The sequence below is a fragment of the Streptomyces sp. NPDC086519 genome, assembly GCF_040686075.1.
Classification (GTDB): domain Bacteria; phylum Actinomycetota; class Actinomycetes; order Streptomycetales; family Streptomycetaceae; genus Streptomyces; species Streptomyces shenzhenensis.
Map to the genome: position 1 here is coordinate 27344 of NZ_JBFBJL010000039.1, position 17855 is coordinate 45198.

A 17855-nucleotide genomic window follows, 5' to 3' on the forward strand; every position below is an offset into this window, starting at 1 on the left:
AACAGAAAGGCTGTACGACATGACGCCCTACGCCCGCCGCGGTGTGCACGGCCAGACCGTGGAGGCGCTGGCGCGCCGCATCCTGGGCGGTGAGATCCCGGAAGGGGCCACGCTCGACCTGGTGGCGCTGCAGAGCGAACTCGACGTCAGCCTCACCGCCCTGCGCGAGTCCCTCAAGGTGCTCGCCGCCAAGGGCATGGTCGACGCCCGGCAGAAACGCGGCACCTTCGTGCGATCCCGCGCGGACTGGAACCTGCTCGACGCCGACGTGCTGCGCTGGCAGTTCGAGGGCGGCCGCACCAGCGGCACGGAATCGTCGCTGCTGCGCAACCTCGCCGAGGTCCGCGCCATCATCGAGCCGGCGGCCGTCCGGCTCGCCGCCGAACGCCGCACCGAGGCCGACCTGCTGTCCCTGGAGACGGCCGTGGCGGCGATGGGGCGGCACGAGGCGGACCCCGGCCACGCCGTCGACGCCGACCTCGCCTTCCACCGCGCCCTGCTCACCGCCACCCACAACGAACTGCTCGAACGCATGGAGATGGTGATCGAGTCGGGGCTGGCCCACCGGGACCGCATCGTGCACAGCTCCCCGCACAGCGAGGACCCCGTCCCCGCCCACCGCGCCGTCCTGGACGCCGTACGCGACCGCGACCCGCAGGCGGCCGAGACCGCCATGCGGGCCCTGCTCGACCAGGCCGGCCGCGACCTGGCACGGCTCGACGGCCCCGAAGACGGGACGCAGTCCGACGACGCGGCAGGGCCCGACGACACGAAAGGCAGCGGCGGCCAGTGAAGATCGACCGGATAGAGACCTTCCTCGTCCCGCCGCGCTGGCTGTTCTGCCGCGTCGAGACCGACGACGGCGTGGTCGGCTGGGGCGAGCCCGTCGTCGAGGGGCGCGCCGAGGTCGTCCGCTCGGCCGTCGACGTACTCGCCGAATACCTCCTGGGCCAGGACCCGTTGCGCATCCAGGACCACTGGCAGGTGCTCACCAAGGGCGGCTTCTACCGGGGCGGCCCGGTGCTGTCGAGCGCCGTCGCGGGCCTCGACCAGGCCCTGTGGGACATCGCCGGCAAGACCTACGGCGCGCCCGTGCACGCCCTGCTGGGCGGTCCGGTGCGCGACCGGGTGCGGGTCTACGCCTGGGTCGGCGGCGACGAACCCGGCCGGCTGACCGAGCAGATAGCGGCCCAGGTCGAGGCGGGCTTCACCGCGGTGAAGATGAACGCCGCCGGGGCCACCTCGCCGTTGGCCACGGTGGCGGAGACGGCCGCCGTGGTCGCCCGGGTGAGCGCCGCCCGGGACGCCCTCGGCCCGGACCGTGACGTCGCCGTCGACTTCCACGGCCGGTTCACCGCCGCCGGCGCCCGCCGCGTGCTCGCCGAACTCGCCCCGCTGCACCCGCTGTTCGTGGAGGAGCCGGTCGTCCCCGAACAGGGCCACCTGCTGCCCGGCCTGGTCACCACGAGCCCGGTGCCGCTCGCCACCGGCGAACGCCTGTACTCGCGCGCCGAGTTCCTGCCGGTCCTCGCCGCCGGCATCGCGGTCGCCCAGCCGGACCTCTCGCACGCCGGCGGCATCTCCGAGGTGCACCGCATCGCCTCGCTCGCCGAGACCTACGGCGCCCAGCTCGCCCCGCACTGTCCGCTCGGCCCCATCGCGCTCGCCGCCAGCCTCCAGGTCGCCTTCGCCACACCCAACTTCCTCATCCAGGAGCAGAGCCGCGGCATCCACTACGACAGGGACGCCGACCTCCTCTCCTACCTCGTCGACCCCGAGCCCTTCCGCTTCGTGGCCGGGCACGCGCACCGCGGTGACGCCCCCGGTCTCGGCATCACCCTCGACGAGGCGGCCGTCCGCGCGGCCGACCGCGCGGGACACCGGTGGCGCAACCCGGTGTGGCGGCACGCCGACGGCTCCTTCGCGGAGTGGTGACCGTGCCGCTCGACGTGGTGACCGACCTGGCGCACGGCGGCCGCTGGACCTCGCTGCGGCACGGCGGCCGCGAATGGCTGTGGCGGCGCGAGAGCCCAGGACGCCACCGCGTGGCACCGGGCGACGCGTTCGTGGACGCCGGGGGAGTGGAGGAGTGCGTCCCCACCGTCCGCGGCACCCCCGACCACGGGGACGCCTGGTCCCGGCCCTGGACGCGGGACGCGGACGGTGACGGGGAGACCGTCCGCTGCGACCGCTTCACCCTGACGCGCACGCTGCGCGGTACGGCCGACGGCGTCGAGGCCGCCTATGTGCTCACGGCCGACCCCGGCTTCCGCTTCCTCTGGGCCGCCCACGCGCTGCTGGACCTCTCCGAGGAGGCCGTCCTGCGGGCCCGTCAGGGGGCGCCCACCCGGCTGTTCCCGGAGGCGGCGCCCCTGCTGGACCGTCCCTGGCCGGACGGCGCCCCCTGGGTGGCCGGTACCTGGCCCGCGCCCCTGGGGCTGCGGCTCGACCGGTTCGGACCGGATGACGGTACGGCCGTCGGGGCCGTGGTGGACGGCGGCCGGTGCTGCGTGCACGACGGCGCCGACCGGCTCGCCCTGGCCGTCGAGGCGGAGGGGCAGCCCCTCGCCGTCGCCCTGTGGCGCAACCTCGGCGGCTTCCCCGCCGGCCGCCCCTGTCGCAGTACGGGTGTCGAGCCGATGCTCGGCCGCGTCTTCGACCTCGCCGACGCGGGCCCGGACGACGCCGCCCGGGTCCCCGCCTCGGGCGAGGTCCGCTGGCTGCTCACCGTGACCGCCGACTGCCGCTGCCCCTGAGATCCAAGGAAGGAGCCCGCTCGTGGACCTGCGAGCCGCCCTCGCCTGCCGCCGCCTGCTCGCCATCGTGCGCGGCGGCGACCCGGACGCCGCCCTGCGCACCGTGCTGACCCTCGTCGAGGAGGGCATCGAACTGATCGAGGTGTCGCTCAGCGGCGCGGACGCCCTCGCCGTCATCGCCCGCGCCCGCAAGGAACTCGGCCCCGGCCGGCCGCTGGGCGCCGGCACGGTGCTGACCGCCGCCGACGCGCACGCCGCCCACCGCGCGGGCGCCGGCTTCGCGGTCACCCCGGGGCTCGGCGCCGGTGCCGACACCGCACGGGAGCTCGGCATGCCGGTCCTGGCCGGCGTGCTCACCCCCACCGACGTGATCGCGGCGCAGGCCCGCGGCGCGGCCGCCCTGAAGCTCTTCCCGGCCGCGGAGGCCGGGGGAGCGGCGTACCTGAAGGCGCTGCGCGGACCGTTCCCCGACGCGGCGTTCGTCCCGGTCGGCGGCGTCGACGTGCCGGCCGCGCGGGCCTACCTGGCCGCCGGGGCGATTGCCGTCGGCGTCGGCTCCCCGCTCGTCGGCGACGCGGCGGACGGCGGCAGCCTCACCGCCCTGCGCGACCGGGCCCGCGCGTTCCGGGCCGCCGTACCGGAGGAGGGAGTCGCATGACGGCTCCCTGGCGTCCGGCCCCGGGACCGGTCGTCTGCCTCGGCGAGACGATGGCCGCCCTCGCCCCCGACCCGCCGCGGCCGCTGGCGGACGCCGGGCACCTGCGGCTGTCCGTCGCGGGAGCGGAGTCCAACGTGGCCATGTACCTCGCCGACCACGGCGTCCCGGCCCGCTGGCTCTCGGCCCTCGGCGACGATCCGCTGGGCCGCCGGGTGCGTGCCGCGGTCGCCGCCGCCGGGGTCGACGTGACGCATGTGCGCACCGACCCGCACCGCCCCACCGGCCTTCTCCTCAAGGACCCGGGCCCCGCCGGCACGAGCGTCCACTACTACCGCACCGGATCGGCGGCCTCGGCCCTCGGCCCGGGCCTGCTCGACGGCGAACCCCTGCGCTCGGCCGCCCTCCTGCACCTCACCGGCATCACCCCCGCCCTCTCCGCGTCCTGCCGCGCCCTGGTGACCCGGGCCCTGGACCCGCCCGCCGCCGAACGGCCGTACGCCGTCAGCTTCGACGTCAACCACCGGGCCGCGCTGTGGCCCCACGGCACCGCGCCGGCGGTGCTGCGCGCCCTCGCCGACCGCGCCGACATCGTCTTCGTGGGCCTCGACGAGGCCCAGGAGCTGTGGGGCGGCGACCTGACCGTCACCGGCCTGCGGGACCTGCTGCCCGGCCCGCGGATCCTGGTCGTCAAGGACGGCGCCCGGGCCGCGACCGCCGTGACCGCGAACGGCGTGTGCACGGTGCCCGCGCTGCGGACGGCCGTGGTGGAACCGGTCGGCGCCGGCGACGCGTTCGCGGCCGGCTTCCTGGCCGGGCTGCTGCGTGCCGAGACGCTGACCCGTGCCCTCCGGCTCGGTCACCTCACCGCGGTCTCCGCGCTCAAGGTGACGGGGGATCACGGCCCGCTGCCCGGCAGGGCCGACATGGACCGGCTCCTCGGACTCACGGACCCGGACTGGCGTCGGGCCCGGCCCCTCTCGGTCGACCGTGTGTTCGCTCCGTAGTCGCCGACGAAAAAACACGTGGACCCGACGACCGGCGTCGCGGGACACTTCTCTTTCCTGACCTGCCGATTCGAGGCCGCCGCGGACCATGCGGCGGTCGACTCGGCATGCCGTGCGACGACTACACAGGGTTGAGATGACATCCTCTGTCGATTTACCTGCTACGGGACCGCGCAAGGGCGCGGTGCTGCTCGCGCTGCGTTACTACGGACGGGAGTTGGCCCGGCTCAAGCGGCTCACGGCGCCCGCGCTGCTGCTGCCGGCACTCGGCAACATCGGAATCAACTACCTGGCCCCGCTGGTCGTGGCCAAGCTGGTCGGCCGGATCGCCGACGGCCACGGCCTGGGCCTGCGCACCGCACTGCCGTACGTCCTCGGCTTCGCCGGTGTCCTGCTGGTGGCGGAGACGCTCTGGCGGATCGGTCTGCACTGCCTGAACCGCCTGGACGCCCTGGGCATCGAGCAGTTGTACGTCACCGGCATGGACGAACTGTTCGCGAAGGACGCCGCGTTCTTCCACGACAACTTCGCGGGGTCCCTCACCAAGCGGGTGCTGAGCTTCGCCACCCGCTTCGAGGAGTTCGGCGACACGCTGACCTTCAACATCGTCGGCAGCTTCGTGCCGCTGGCGTTCGGCTCGGTGGTGCTGTGGCGCTACCAGCCGCTGCTCGTCGTCGCGCTGCTCGCGATGATCGCGACGACCGCGGTGTGCGTGTTCCCGCTGATCCGCCGCCGGCAGCGGCTGGTCGACCAGCGCGAGGAGGCGATCGCCCGGGTGTCGGGGCATGTCGCCGACAGCCTGATGAACATGGACACGGTCCGGGCGTTCGCCGCCGAGGAGCGGGAGGCCGCCGAACACCGGTCGCGGGTCGCCGAGTCGCGGCGGCGCACCCTGCGCTCCTGGGACTACGGCAACCTGCGCATCGACACGTTCGTCGCGCCGATGTCCGTGGCCACCAACGCGGTGGGCCTGCTGCTCGCGGTGGCGCTGGCGGGCGGCGGGCACGGCGTGGAGGCGGTCGTGGTCGCCTTCACCTACTACACCAACGCGACCCGGATCATGTTCGAGTTCAACCAGATCTACCGGCGCATGGAGAGCTCCATGACGGAGGCGGCCCAGTTCACCGAACTGCTCCTCGAACCGCCGACCGTGATCGACCCCCCGGCCCCGGAGCCGCTCGCGCCCCGGGCCGCCGACGTCCGCTTCGAGAAGGTCTTCTTCACCCACGCGGGCGCCAAACCGCTGTTCGAAGGGCTTGAACTGGACGTGCCCAGCGGGTCGAAGTTCGGGTTCGTCGGCCGGTCGGGCGGCGGCAAGACCACGCTGACCCGGCTGCTGCTGCGGATGACCGACATCGACGCCGGCCGGATCATGATCGGCGGCCAGGACATCAGCAGGCTGCGCCAGGCCGACCTGCGCAGCCAGATCGCCTACGTCCCGCAGGACCCGGCGATGTTCCACCGCACCCTGCGGGAGAACATCGCCTTCGCCCGGCCGGACGCCACCGAGGCCGAGATCCGGCTGGCCGCCGAGGCCGCGCACGTCACGGAGTTCGCGGACGCGCTGCCGGACGGGTTCGAGACGATGGTGGGGGAGCGCGGCGTCAAGCTCTCCGGGGGCCAGCGCCAGCGGGTCGCCCTGGCCCGGGCGATCCTGCGGGACGCCCCGATCCTGCTTCTGGACGAGGCGACCAGCGCGCTGGACTCCGAGAGCGAGCTCCTTGTCCAGGAGGCGCTGTGGCGGCTCATGGAAGGGCGCACGGCGCTGGTGGTGGCGCACAGGCTCAGCACGGTCGCCTCCATGGACCGGCTCGTGGTCCTCGACCGCGGCCGGATCGTCGAGCAGGGCACGCACCACGAACTGCTCGCCGCGGACGGCGCCTACGCCAAGCTGTGGCAGCACCAGTCGGGCGGCTTCCTCGACGAGGGGCCGGCGCGGGCCGAAGTGCACTAGGCGCTCCGCTGGAGGGGCGGTGGCGGTGGGGCGTCGGTCGTCCGCGGCGCCGTCGTGGCTGGTCGCGCCCACGCGGCGGAGCCGCACATTGACACAGCCCCGCGCCCCTTCGGGGCGCGCTGCCCTGCCGGACGCGGGCGGGTGGTAGACAGGTGATCATGAGTCACCCGAACGCCTCCCCCCGATCGGCCGGCATCCGATGACCGCCGGGACCGACACCCCCGACCGCCGGGGCCGCACCGGCCTGGACCGCACCGGCCTGGACCTGACCGGCAACCCGCGCGTGAAGGTCCGGGAGGTGAGACTCCTGTCCAGCCACTGGTACGTCGAGCGGGCCACCACCTTCGACCTCCAGCACGCCGACGGCACCTGGCACACCGAGGAACGCGAGACCCACGACCGGGGCAACGGCGCCACCCTCCTCCTCTACGACGCGGACCGCGAAACCGTCCTGCTCACCCGGCAGTTCCGCTTTCCGGCGTACGTCAACGGCCACCCCGACGGCATGCTGGTCGAGACGCCGGCCGGCCTCCTGGACGACGAGGCCGAGCACCCGGAACACGCGGTCCGCCGCGAGGTCGTCGAGGAGACCGGCCACACCGTCGGGGAGGTCGAGCACGTCTTCGACGTCTACATGAGCCCGGGTTCCGTCACGGAGCGGATCTCCTTCTACGCGGCCGCCTACGGTCCCTCCACCCGCACTCACGAGGGGGGCGGCCTGGACGAGGAGGGCGAGGACATCGAGATCCTCGAACTCCCCTTCCGGCGCGCCCTGGAGATGGTCCGCACCGGCGAGATCGCCGACGCCAAGACGATCATGCTGCTGCAGTGGGCGGCCCTGAACGGGCCGTTCGCACCACGCCCTTGACTTCAAGCGCGCTTCAAGCCGAAGACTCACCCCCGTGCACCCGAACCCCCGGGTGCGCGAACGGAGGAGACGGCATGAAGTACCGCACCATCGGCACCGGCCCGAGGACCCGCCGCGAGGTGAGCGTCCTCGCGCTCGGCGCCATGCTGTTCGGGTCCCGCACCGACGAGAAGACCTCCTTCGCCGTCCTCGACCGCTATGTCGAGGCCGGCGGGAACTTCGTCGACACGTCCGACAACTACGCCTTCTGGGAGGACGGCGGCCAGGGCGGCCAGAGCGAGGAACTGCTCGGCCGCTGGCGGCGCAGCCGCGGTATCGGCGGCGAGGTCGTCATCGCCACCAAGCTCGGCGCCCGCCCCCTCGCCCCCGGCAGCAGCTACACCGACAACCCCGAGGGCCTGTCCGCGAAGGTGATCCGGGAGTCGGCCGAGCGCAGCCGCGAGCGCCTCGGCGTCGAGCGGCTGGACCTGCTGTACGCCCACATAGAGGACCCCGCCGTCCCGCTCCGCGAGACCGTCGAGGGGTTCGCCGCGCTCGTCGCGGAGGGCACCGTCGGCCTGCTCGGGGCCAGCAACCACGCCGTCTGGCGGCTGGAACGCGCCCGCGCCCTCGCCGCCGCGGCCGGCCTGCCCGGCTACGAGGTGCTCCAGTACCAGCACAGCTATCTGCGCCCCCGCACCGACATCCCCGACGACCTGTTCCCGGACGGCAGCCTCGGCTCCGCCGACGCCCAACTGCGCAGCTATCTGCGGGCGGAGCCGGACCTCACCCTGGTCGCCTACTCACCGCTGCTGAAGGGCGCCTACACCCAGCCGGGCAGGACGCTCCCCGCCGACTACGCCCACCCCGGCACCCCGGCCCGCCTCGCCGTGCTCGGCGAGGTGGCCCGGGAGACCGGGGCGACCCTGAACCAGGTGGTGCTGGCCTGGCTGCTGGGCGGGCCGCTGCCGGTCGTGCCGCTGGCCGGGGTGTCGTCCGTGGCCCAGCTGGAGGAGAACCTCGCCGCCGTGGACCTGGAGCTGACCCCCGGCCAGCGGGCCCGCCTGGACGCGGCTCACTGACCGCGCGGCTCCCGGACGACGGCGACCTCGCCCGGCGCCACGGTGACCGTGCCGTCGGCCGGCTTGCCGGACAGCAGCTCCACCGAGCCGGACGCGACCGGGAGTTCGGCGCCCTTGCCGGTGTGGTCGATCACGAACACGTAGTCCGCGTCCGCACCGCGCCGCACGGCGACCTCCACGCCCGCCGGGGCGGTGCGGCCCGCGGCCACGCCCGCCTCGGCGCGGATCCGGCCGAGGAGCCCCGCCAGGGTGTCCGGGTCGGGCAGGGTCGCCACGTACCAGGCGGTGCCCGCGCCGTACCCGTGCCGGGTCACCGCCGGTACTCCGGCCAGCGGTCCGTCGGCGTACGACGTCACCGCCTCCGCGCCCGCCGGCCGTACCCGCTCCGACCAGAGCGAGCCCTGGCCGCCCTCGCTCAGCGTCACGCGCTCGCCCGGCAGCAGCGGGAACAGCTCGTCCGTGGACACGCCCAGCAGCTCCCGGAAGGCCCCCGGATAACCACCCAGCCGCACATGGCAGTTCTCGTCCACCGCGCCGCTGTGGAAGCCGATGGCGAGGGTGCCGCCGGCCTCCGCGAAGGCCGTCAGGTTCGCCGCGCCCGTGTCGTCCACCAGGTACAGGCTCGGGGCCAGCACCACCTTGTAGGCCGACAGATCCCCGTCCGGGCGGACGAAGTCCACCGCCACGCCGGCCCGCCACAGCGGCTCGTACCAGGCGCGGACGACGTCCAGGTAGCGCAGCTCCTCGCTGGGCTGCGAGGGCAGCTCGACTGCCCAGCGGGCGTCCCAGTCCCAGACGACGGCCACCTCGGCCGTGCCGGTGCTGCCGCGCACCTCGGCGAGTGCCCGCAGATCGGCTCCCAGCCGGACGACGTCCCGCCAGATCTGGCTGTCGGTCCCGGCGTGCGGCAGCATCGCCGAGTGCCACTGCTCGGCACCCGCCTTCGCCGCCCGCCACTGGAAGTAGCAGATGCCGTCCGCGCCGCGCGCCACATGCGCGAGCGCGTTGCGGCGCAGTTCGCCGGCGGTCTTCGCCCGGTTGACGGGCTGCCAGTTGACCGCGCCCGTCGAGTGCTCCATCAGCAGCCACGGGCCGCCCGCCAGCGACCGCATCACATCGCCGCTGAGCGCGATGTCGATCTGCGACTCGGGGTCGGCGGACATCAGGTAGTGGTCGTTGGCCACCACGTCCAGCTCCGGTGCCCACCGCCAGTAGTCGAGGGCGTCGAAGTTGTGCATCACCATGAAGTTGGTGGTGGCGGGGATGGCGGGGGTCGCCTCCCGCAGGACGTCCCGCTCCGCCTTGTACAGCGACAGGAGTTCGTCCGAGCAGAACCGCCGCCAGTCCAGCTGGTGCGTCGGGTTGGGTACGGCGCCGGTCGCGCGGGGCGGCAGGATCTCGTCCCAGTCGTAGTACCACTGGCTCCAGAAGGTGGTGCCCCAGGCGTGGTTGAGGGCTGCCAGGTCGTCGGCGTACTTCGCCCGCAGCCAGCGGCGGAAGGACTCCGCGCTGGTGTCGCAGTAGCAGGCCGCGTTGTGGCAGCCGTACTCGTTGTGGACGTGCCACATCCTGACGGCCGGGTGGCTCGCGTACCGGTCGGCGATCGCGCCCGCGATGCGCAGCGCGGCCGCGCGGTAGGCGGGGCTGCTCGGGCAGAACGTCTGGCGGCTGCCGTACGACAGCGTGCGGCCGTCGTGGTCCACCGGGAGCGCCTCGGGGTGGGCGCGGAAGAACCAGGCCGGCGGGGCGGCCGTCGGAGTGGCGAGGTCGGCGGCGATGCCGTTCTCGTGCAGCAGGTCGAGGATCCGGTCCATCCGGGAGAAGTCGTGGACGCCCTCGGACGGCTCCAGCAGCGCCCACGAGAAGATGCCGACGCTGACCATGTTCACGCCCGCCTCGCGCATCAGGCGGACGTCCTCGGCCCACACCTCCTCGGGCCACTGCTCGGGGTTGTAGTCGCCGCCGTAGGCGATGCCGGGGACGGAGAGGGTGCGGTCGTTCATCGGGTGACTCCGGTAGCTTCGGTGAGAAGGCGGCGGGTCGTCTCCACGCCCCACTGGTCGAGGGAGAGCAGCCGGTCGCTGGAGGCGACCAGGCCGCCGACGGCCGCCACGTGCGCCGCCCACTGCGCACGGGTCTCCACGGCCGGGCGGGCCATCAGGCAGTCCGGGTCGTTGACCCAGAGGCGGCCGTGCTGCCACTGGCGCCCGGCGCCGGTGAACTCGGCCGCGGCCTGGCCGGGTTGGCTGAAGTCGTCGGCCTCGGGCCGGCGGTGCGGAGCCGTGTCCGGGCTGACCCGCATCGCGTCGAACAGGCCGATGGAGGGCAGGATCGGCGCGCCGCAGCCCAGCAGGTAGGAGTCCGCGCCGATCGCCTCCCGGATCAGGCCGATGCCCTGCCGGTACGCCGTGAGCGCGTCCGCGCCGGAGTGCCGTACGCCGTCCATGGCGCCCGCGTAGAGGAAGTCGATCTTGAAGTAGTCGTAGCCCTCGGCGCGCAGCGTCGTGAAGACGTCGGTGAGGTGGGCCGCGGCGGCCGGGTGGGTGGTGTCCAGGACGTACAGGCCGTGACCCCAGTTGCGGCCCGCGTGCAGCGGGTTGCCGTCGGCGTCGCGGACCAGCCAGTCCGGGTACGTCTCGGCGAGCGCGCTCGCCGGGTCGACCAGGAACGGCGCCGTCCAGATGCCCGCCCGGCGGCCGCGGGCGCGGATGGCGTCCGCGATGCCCCGCCGGGAGCGGAAGCGGCCGGAGAGGGTCAGCCAGTCGCCCAGCGCGCTCTGGTAGCCGTCGTCGATCTGCACCACGTCGATCGGCAGGTCGAGGGTGTCCATCGCCCGCAGGTTCTCGTGGATGTCGTCCTCGGTGACGGCCGTGAAGTACTCGTACCAGGAGCACCAGACCGTCGGCGCCGGGCGGGGCGCCGGCAGGGCCAGGGCGCCGGCCCAGTCGGCCAGCACGGACTGGATGCCCGTGCCGGTCCACTCCTTGACCGGGCCGTCGGCCTCGACCTCCGCGACCCCGCCCGCGACGGTCAGCCGGATCGACGGCACCTCGTGCAGCGGGTCGGCCGCCGCCCAGAGCCGGACCTGGGAGCCGTCGCCCGGGTCGAGCGCCAGCAGGCCCTCGCCCTGGAAGGCACCGGCGGGCACCCGTCGGCCGGGGCGGTGACACACGGTCGCCCAGTTGTCGTTCGTCGGGCGGTACGGGGCCGCGCCGAGGGCGTAGGCGCCACTGGGCGACCAGGACTGCCAGCCCTCCTCGTGGACACGGGCGGTGCGTGTGTCCACGGCCACGGAAGCGACCGGGGTGAACGGGTTGTGCACGAGGTTCTCTTTCAAAGGGGGCCGGATCAGCCCTTGGCGGAGCCCAGGGTCAGACCGCTGACGAACTGCTTCTGGAGCGCGAAGTACACGAGCAGCGTCGGGATCGCGGTGAGCAGGGAACCGGCGGCGACCAGGTTCGGGTCGGTGAAGTACTGCCCGGAGAGGTTGTTCAGCGCCGAGGTGATCGGCATGTTCTCACCGGTCGAGATCAGCACCAGGGCCCAGAAGAAGTCGTTGTAGATCCAGATCGACAACAGGGTCGCCAGGGCCGCCATCGCCGGCTTGCACAGCGGCAGGGTGATCTGCCAGTACAGCCGCCACACCGAGGCGCCGTCCACCAGCGCGGCCTCGGTCAGCTCGTGCGGCAGCGAACGCATGTAGTTCGCCAGCACGAACGCGCAGAACCCGGACTGGAAGGCCACATGGATCAGCACCAGGCCGAGCGCCGAGTCGTACAGCTTGCCGCTCGCGGTGATGCCCGGCAGGTTCGTCAGCAGGTACATCCGGTACAGCGGGGTGATGATGACCTGCTGCGGCAGCAGGTTGCCGGCCGTGAAGACCAGCAGCAGGAAGAGGTTGACCCGGAAGTCGAAACGGCTGACGTAGAACGCGACCATCGACGACAGGAACAGCGTGAGCAGCACGGCCGGGACCGCGATGACCAGCGTGTTCATGAAGTAGTGGGTCATGTCCGACTGCTCGAACGCGTTCTTGAAGTTGTCGAAGTTCAGCGTGTGCGGCCAGGACACGTAGCCGCGGTTGCTGGTCTCGCTGTACGGGCGCAGCGCCGAGAAGATCGCCCACAGCAGCGGGGCGAGCCACGCCAGGGCCGTGCCGGCCAGGAACACGTGCAGCAGGACACGGGCCGGGCGGATCGGGGTGCGCTGCTCGGGCAGCGCGCTCACGGTGCTCATGCGCTCCGCTCCTTCCGGAAGGTCGCGATCAGGTACGGGATGATCACGATCAGGGAGATGAACAGCAGCACCACCGCGATCGCCGAGCCGTAACCGATGCGGCTGGACTCGCCGATGATGTTGTTGGTCACCAGGATGGAGAGCAACTCGGTGCCCTGGGCGCCCTTGTTGAAGACGAAGACCAGGTCGAAGGCGCGCAGCGCCTCGATGATGGTCACGACCAGGACGATGGTGTTGGTCGGCCGCAGCGTCGGGAAGATGACGTTCTTGAACGTCTGCCACTCGTTGGCGCCGTCGAGGGCCGAGGCCTCCCGCAGCGACGGGTCCACGCTCTTCAGGCCGGCCAGGTACAGGATCATCATGTAGCCGGTGTGCCGCCAGGACGCGGCGACCAGGACCGCCCACAGGTTGAGGTTCGGATCACCGATCCAGTCGATGTAGTGGCCCGGCTTGTTGGCACCGATGAGGCTGTTGATCAGGCCCGTGTCCGGGTTGTAGATCAGCTGCCAGACGAACCCGATGCACGCCAGGGAGATGACGACCGGGAGGAAGAACGCCGTCTGGTAGACCCGGCTGAACCTGATCTTCTTGTCCAGCTGCACGGCCAGGAACAGGCCGAACGGGGTCGGGATCAGGATGAGCACCACGAACCAGATGACGTTGTGCTCGACCGCCGGCCAGAACTGCGGGTTGTCGCTGAAGAGCTGCTTGAAGTTGTCCAGCCCGACCCACTTGATGGAGTCGAAGCCGATGCCGTCCCAGGAGGTGAAGGCGAGGAGGATCGAGGCCAGGGCGGTCACCCAGACCAGGAGTACGTGCAAGACCGTGGGCACGCCCGCCATGAAGGCGAGCGTGATCCGGTCACGGCGGGTCAGCAGGCGCCGGTGGCCCTGCTGGATCCGCTTCTTCTCGGACGCGCGCCCAGGAGGCGGCACGGCGGCCGCCTCCTGGGACTTCGTGGTGGTGTCAGTCGTCACTTCAGCAGGCTCACTCGGACGCGAAGATCGTCTTCTTCTGGCGCTCGATGGACGAGAGCAGGCTGTCGATCCCCTTCGGGTTCTGCAGGAACTTCTGCAGACCGGGCTGCATCACCGTGGAGGTGAAGTCGGGCCGGGAGTCGCGGTCCATGAACTGGGTGAGGCTCTTGGCGCTGCCGATCATGTCGAACGCCTTCTTCTGCAGCGCCGAGTAGGCCGAGGTGGAGGCCTTGCTGGAGGCGGCCACCACGCTCGGGTCGCCCTTGAGGTAGAGCTCCTCGGCCGCCGGGCTGCCCAGGTACTCGAGCAGCTTGACGACACCGGCGTGGTTCTTCGGGGACTTGGAGACCATGAAGCCGTCGGTGGGCGCCTCCACGGTGTCCTGGCCGTACGCGGAGTTGATCTCCGGGAAGGCGAAGAAGTCCAGGTCGTCCAGGTCGGCCTTGTTGGTGAACTGCTGGGCCACGAAGGTGCCCAGGAGGTACATGCCGGCCTTCTTCGACACCAGCGTCTGGGCGGCGTCCTGCCAGGTGCGGCCCATGAAGCCGTCCTGGTGGTAGGGGAGCAGCTCGGCCCAGTGGTCGAAGACGGCCTTGACCTTGGCGTCGGTCCACGCGGCCTTGCCCGCCATCAGCTCGACGTGGAAGTCGTAACCGTTGAGGCGGAAGTTGATCTGGTCGAAGGTGCCCATGGCCGGCCAGGCGTCCTTGTCACCGAAGGCGATCGGGACCAGGCCGTCCTTCTTCATCTGCTTGCACAGGGCGACCAGCTGGTCCCAGGTGGTGGGGACCGTGTAGCCGTGCTGCTGGAAGACGCTCTTGCGGTAGAAGACCGCCCAGGGGTACGTGGTCATCGGCACGAAGTAGTACTTGCCGTCCGCGCCCTTGCTGAGCTTCTTCATCGCATCGGGGAAGTCGGCCCCGATCTTCTCCCACACGTCGTCGATCGGGGAGGCGAGGTTCTTGGCCGCGAAGAACTGCATGCGGTAGCCGGCGAACCACTTGAACACGTCGTCCGGGGTGCCCTGGAGGTAGGAGTTGATCTGCTCCTGGAAGGTGTTGTGGTCCTTCGTGTTCACCTTGACGGTGACGCCGGACTGCTTCTTGAAGTCCGCGTACACGGCCGCGTACGCCGCCTTCGGCACGGCGTCCGAGTCGTTGGAGCCGACACTGACGGTCTTGGGGTCCGACGAGCTGCCGCTGCCGCCGCAGGCGGACAGCAGGGGTATGCCGGCGCCGGCGAGCAGGGCGGCCGAACCGGCTCCGCGCAGAACGTTACGACGGCTCGGACCCGGCAGGTGAAGACCGGACGGGGAGATGCGCATGGCGGCTCCTGAGTAACAGGGTTCGGCAAGGGGAAGAGTTGATCTTCGAAAGGTCCCGAAACCGATCAGAAACCAACTCGGCCGAACATCGTGGGCGCAATAACAGCCGCTTGTCCGCTCATGCGTCAATAGCCTGCGTCTCTCTCGCCCGTCTCTTGCCCGAAACGTAATCGACATGGTTGCCTGCCGGTTTGTTGAACAAACCGGTACGACAGAGCCCCCACCGGACAAACTCTGTGGGGGCTCGTGTGCGGGCGTGTTGGTTTCGGGAGCCGCGACCAGCGGTCAAACCCGTTGCGGCCGGCCCGGCACGGCATGCGCTACGGCCGTACGAGCAGCTGGAAGTCGAACGCGTACCGGGACGCCCGGTAGACGTGGCTGCCGTACTCCACCGGCCGCCCGGTGTCGTCGTAGGCCGTGCGCTGCATGGTGAGCAGGGCGGCGCCCTCCTGCTCGTCGAGCCGGCCCGCCTCCTCGGCGGTGGCGCTGCGGGCGCCCACCGTCTGCCGGGCGCTGTGCAGGGTGATGCCGGCCGTGCGCAGCATCCGGTACAGGCCGGTCGACTCCAGGCGCTCGGTGTCGAGTTCCAGCAGTGCCGCGGGCAGGTAGTTGCACAGGAACGCCACCGGCTGGCCGTGCGTGCAGCGCAGCCGCTCCAGGACGACCACCTCCGCGCCCTCCGCGATCCCGAGCGCGGCGGCCACCTCGGCGGTCGCCGGGATCCGCTCGTTGCGCAGCACCCGGGTGGTCGGGCCCTGCCCGGCCGACTCCAGGTCGTCGTAGAGACTGCTCAGCTCCAGCGGCCGCTTGACCTGGCTGTGCACCACCTGGGTGCCCACGCCCCGGCGGCGGACGAGGAGGCCCTTGTCGACGAGCGACTGGATGGCCTGGCGGACCGTGGGCCGGGACAGGCCGAGCCGCACCGACAGGTCGATCTCGTTGCCCAGGAGGTTGCCCGGGGCGAGGACACCGTGCTCTATGGCCTCCTCCAGCTGCCGGGCGAGCTGGTAGTAGAGCGGAACCGGGCTGCCGCGGTCCAGGGCGAAGTCCAGGGCGTCGAGTGCCGAGGCGGTCGCGGTGCGGGCGGAATCACCGGTACGGGCCACCGGGACACCTCCTTCCGTGGGGCGGGGGGATCACAGATGCCGGCGGCGGTCGGCGACCTGCCGGTCGTACTCCGCACGGGCCTGTACGGCGGCCTCGCGGGCGGCGGTCTCGGCGACCGGCACGTCCCACCAGGCCTCGGCCCCGGGCGCGGTCGGCGCCGGGTCCGTCTCCACGTACACACACGTCGGCCGGTCGCTCGCGCGGGCCGCGGTGAGCGCCGCCCGCAGTTCCCGCACGGTCTTGGCGCGCAGCACCTCCATGCCGAGGCTGGCCGCGTTGGCGGCGAGGTCCACCGGCAGCGGGGCGCCGCCGAAGGTGCCGTCGGCGGAGCGGAAGCGGTAGGCGGTGCCGAACCGCTCGCCGCCCACCGCCTCCGAGAGGCCGCCGATGGAGGCGTACCCGTGGTTCTGGATGAGCACCAGGTTGACGGGCAGGCCCTCCTGGACGGCGGTGACGATCTCGGTCGGCATCATCAGGTAGGTGCCGTCGCCGACCAGCGACCAGACCACCGTGTCCGGCGCCGCCTGCTGCACGCCGATGCCGGCCGGGATCTCGTAGCCCATGCAGGAGTAGCCGTACTCCAGGTGGTACTGGCGCGGCGAGCGGGCCCGCCACAGCTTGTGCAGGTCGCCCGGGAGCGAGCCGGCCGCGTTGATGACAACGTCGTCATCGCCGACGACCGCGTCAAGGGCGCCGAGCACCTGGGTCTGCGTGGGGGCGGCGTCCTCGTCGTCCGCGCGGTAGGCCGCCTCGACGACGGCGTCCCAGCGCTCCTTGCCCGCCCGGTACTCGGCCTCGTAGGCCGGGGCCACCCGGTGCCCGGACAGAGCCTCGGCGAGGGCCGTGAGCCCGGCCCGCGCGTCGCAGACGACCGTCCGCGCGGCCAGCTTGTGGGCGTCGAACCCGGTGATGTTCAGGTTCAGGAAGCGGACGTCCGGGTTCTGGAAGAGGGTGCCGGAGGCCGTGGTGAAGTCCGTGTACCGGGTGCCGACGCCGATCACCAGGTCGGCGGTGCGGGCCAGGTCGTCGGCGACGGCGGTCCCGGTGTGCCCGATCCCGCCCAGGTCGGCCGGGTGGTCATGGCGCAGCGAGCCCTTGCCCGCCTGGGTCGAGGCGACAGGGATGCCCGTGGCGTCCACAAGGGCCCTCAGGGCGTCTTCCGCGCGGCTGTGGTGGACTCCGCCGCCCGCCACGATCAACGGCCGCTGTGCGGCCCTCACGGCCCGTACCGCGTCCGTCAGCTCGGCCGGGTCGGGGGCCGGCCGCCGAACCCGCCAGACGCGCTCGGCGAAGAACTCCTCGGGCCAGTCGTACGCCTCCGCCTGGACGTCCTGGGGGAGGGCGAGGGTGACCGCGCCGGTCTCGGCCGGGTCGGCGAGCACCCGCATGGCGTTCAGCGCGGAGGGGATCAGCGCCGCGGGGCGGGTGATCCGGTCGAAGTAGCGGGAGACCGGCCGCAGGGTGTCGTTCACCGACACGTCGAACTCGGTCGGGTGCTCCAGCTGCTGGAGCAGCGGGTCGGGCGCGTGGCTCGCGAAGTAGTCGCCGGGGAGCAGCAGGACGGGCAGCCGGTTGATGGTGGCGAGGGCGGCGCCGGTCACCAGGTTGGTGGCGCCCGGGCCGATGGACGTGGTCACCGCCTGCGCCGAGAGCCGGTCCAGCTGGCGGGCGTGGCCGACCGCCGCGTGCACCATCGCCTGCTCGTTGCGGCCCTGGTGGTACGGCATGACGTCGCCGTACTCGAGGAGCGCCTGGCCGATCCCCGCCACGTTGCCGTGGCCGAAGATGCCCCAGGTGCCGGCGATCAGCCGGTGCCGGACGCCGTCACGCTCGGTGTACTGGGCGGACAGGAACCGCACCAGCGCCTGGGCGACGGTCAGGCGGATGGTCGGCTGGCTCATGGGAGACCT

At 72.3% G+C, this 17855-nt stretch carries 15 protein-coding genes; 8 read left to right on the forward strand and 7 right to left on the reverse strand.

The genetic code is table 11. From position 1 onward, the window contains the following. Window positions 1-19 precede the first annotated feature (19 nt). From AB0P24_RS30830 to AB0P24_RS30865, 8 genes are all read left to right on the forward strand, one after another. Window positions 20-793, forward strand: a complete 774-nt coding sequence (locus AB0P24_RS30830) for a FadR/GntR family transcriptional regulator (RefSeq protein WP_365799702.1) — start codon at window positions 20-22, stop codon at window positions 791-793. After that, on the forward strand, window positions 790-1935 hold the full coding sequence (dgoD, locus tag AB0P24_RS30835; protein WP_365799704.1) for a galactonate dehydratase: 1146 nt from the start codon (window positions 790-792) through the stop codon (window positions 1933-1935). The genes AB0P24_RS30830 and dgoD overlap by 4 nt, the downstream gene beginning before the upstream one ends. Next, window positions 1932-2756, forward strand: a complete 825-nt coding sequence (locus AB0P24_RS30840; RefSeq protein ID WP_365799706.1) for a hypothetical protein — start codon at window positions 1932-1934, stop codon at window positions 2754-2756. Before dgoD ends, AB0P24_RS30840 begins: the two co-directional genes overlap by 4 nt. A gap of 22 nt (window positions 2757-2778) precedes the next feature. Then, window positions 2779-3414 (forward strand): bifunctional 4-hydroxy-2-oxoglutarate aldolase/2-dehydro-3-deoxy-phosphogluconate aldolase, encoded by a 636-nt coding sequence (locus AB0P24_RS30845; protein ID WP_365799708.1) that lies wholly within the window; start codon window positions 2779-2781, stop codon window positions 3412-3414. Then, on the forward strand, window positions 3411-4418 hold the full coding sequence (locus AB0P24_RS30850; RefSeq protein ID WP_365799710.1) for a sugar kinase: 1008 nt from the start codon (window positions 3411-3413) through the stop codon (window positions 4416-4418). Before AB0P24_RS30845 ends, AB0P24_RS30850 begins: the two co-directional genes overlap by 4 nt. A gap of 136 nt (window positions 4419-4554) precedes the next feature. Then, window positions 4555-6372 (forward strand): ABC transporter ATP-binding protein, encoded by a 1818-nt coding sequence (locus tag AB0P24_RS30855; protein ID WP_365799712.1) that lies wholly within the window; start codon window positions 4555-4557, stop codon window positions 6370-6372. 199 nt (window positions 6373-6571) lie between these two features. Next, the gene (locus tag AB0P24_RS30860) at window positions 6572-7240 is read left to right on the forward strand and encodes an NUDIX domain-containing protein (protein WP_365799714.1); all 669 of its coding nucleotides are present in this window, start codon (window positions 6572-6574) and stop codon (window positions 7238-7240) included. Window positions 7241-7314: 74 nt separating this feature from the next. Beyond that, a complete protein-coding gene (locus AB0P24_RS30865) occupies window positions 7315-8301 on the forward strand; it encodes an aldo/keto reductase (protein WP_365799716.1) in 987 nt (328 codons plus the stop codon). On the opposite strand, the gene AB0P24_RS30870 is transcribed toward AB0P24_RS30865, so the two are convergent. The 7 genes from AB0P24_RS30870 to iolD all read right to left on the reverse strand — a co-directional run bounded on the left by AB0P24_RS30870 (window position 8295) and on the right by iolD (window position 17846). Then, the gene (locus AB0P24_RS30870) at window positions 8295-10304 is read right to left on the reverse strand and encodes a beta-galactosidase (protein WP_365799718.1); all 2010 of its coding nucleotides are present in this window, start codon (window positions 10302-10304) and stop codon (window positions 8295-8297) included. The genes AB0P24_RS30865 and AB0P24_RS30870 overlap by 7 nt on opposite strands. Then, on the reverse strand, window positions 10301-11623 hold the full coding sequence (locus AB0P24_RS30875; RefSeq protein WP_365799720.1) for a glycoside hydrolase family 36 protein: 1323 nt from the start codon (window positions 11621-11623) through the stop codon (window positions 10301-10303). The genes AB0P24_RS30870 and AB0P24_RS30875 overlap by 4 nt, the downstream gene beginning before the upstream one ends. Before the next feature lie 26 nt (window positions 11624-11649). Next, window positions 11650-12537, reverse strand: a complete 888-nt coding sequence (locus AB0P24_RS30880; protein ID WP_365799722.1) for a carbohydrate ABC transporter permease — start codon at window positions 12535-12537, stop codon at window positions 11650-11652. Next, window positions 12534-13514 carry a sugar ABC transporter permease gene (locus AB0P24_RS30885; RefSeq protein ID WP_365799724.1) on the reverse strand — a complete coding sequence of 327 codons (981 nt, stop codon included), beginning with the start codon at window positions 13512-13514 and terminating at the stop codon, window positions 12534-12536. The genes AB0P24_RS30880 and AB0P24_RS30885 overlap by 4 nt, the downstream gene beginning before the upstream one ends. Before the next feature lie 10 nt (window positions 13515-13524). Then, on the reverse strand, window positions 13525-14838 hold the full coding sequence (locus AB0P24_RS30890; RefSeq protein ID WP_365799726.1) for a carbohydrate ABC transporter substrate-binding protein: 1314 nt from the start codon (window positions 14836-14838) through the stop codon (window positions 13525-13527). A gap of 320 nt (window positions 14839-15158) precedes the next feature. Next, on the reverse strand, window positions 15159-15944 hold the full coding sequence (locus tag AB0P24_RS30895; protein ID WP_365799728.1) for a GntR family transcriptional regulator: 786 nt from the start codon (window positions 15942-15944) through the stop codon (window positions 15159-15161). A gap of 30 nt (window positions 15945-15974) precedes the next feature. Further along, window positions 15975-17846 carry a 3D-(3,5/4)-trihydroxycyclohexane-1,2-dione acylhydrolase (decyclizing) gene (gene iolD / locus AB0P24_RS30900; protein ID WP_365799730.1) on the reverse strand — a complete coding sequence of 624 codons (1872 nt, stop codon included), beginning with the start codon at window positions 17844-17846 and terminating at the stop codon, window positions 15975-15977. Window positions 17847-17855 lie beyond the last annotated feature (9 nt).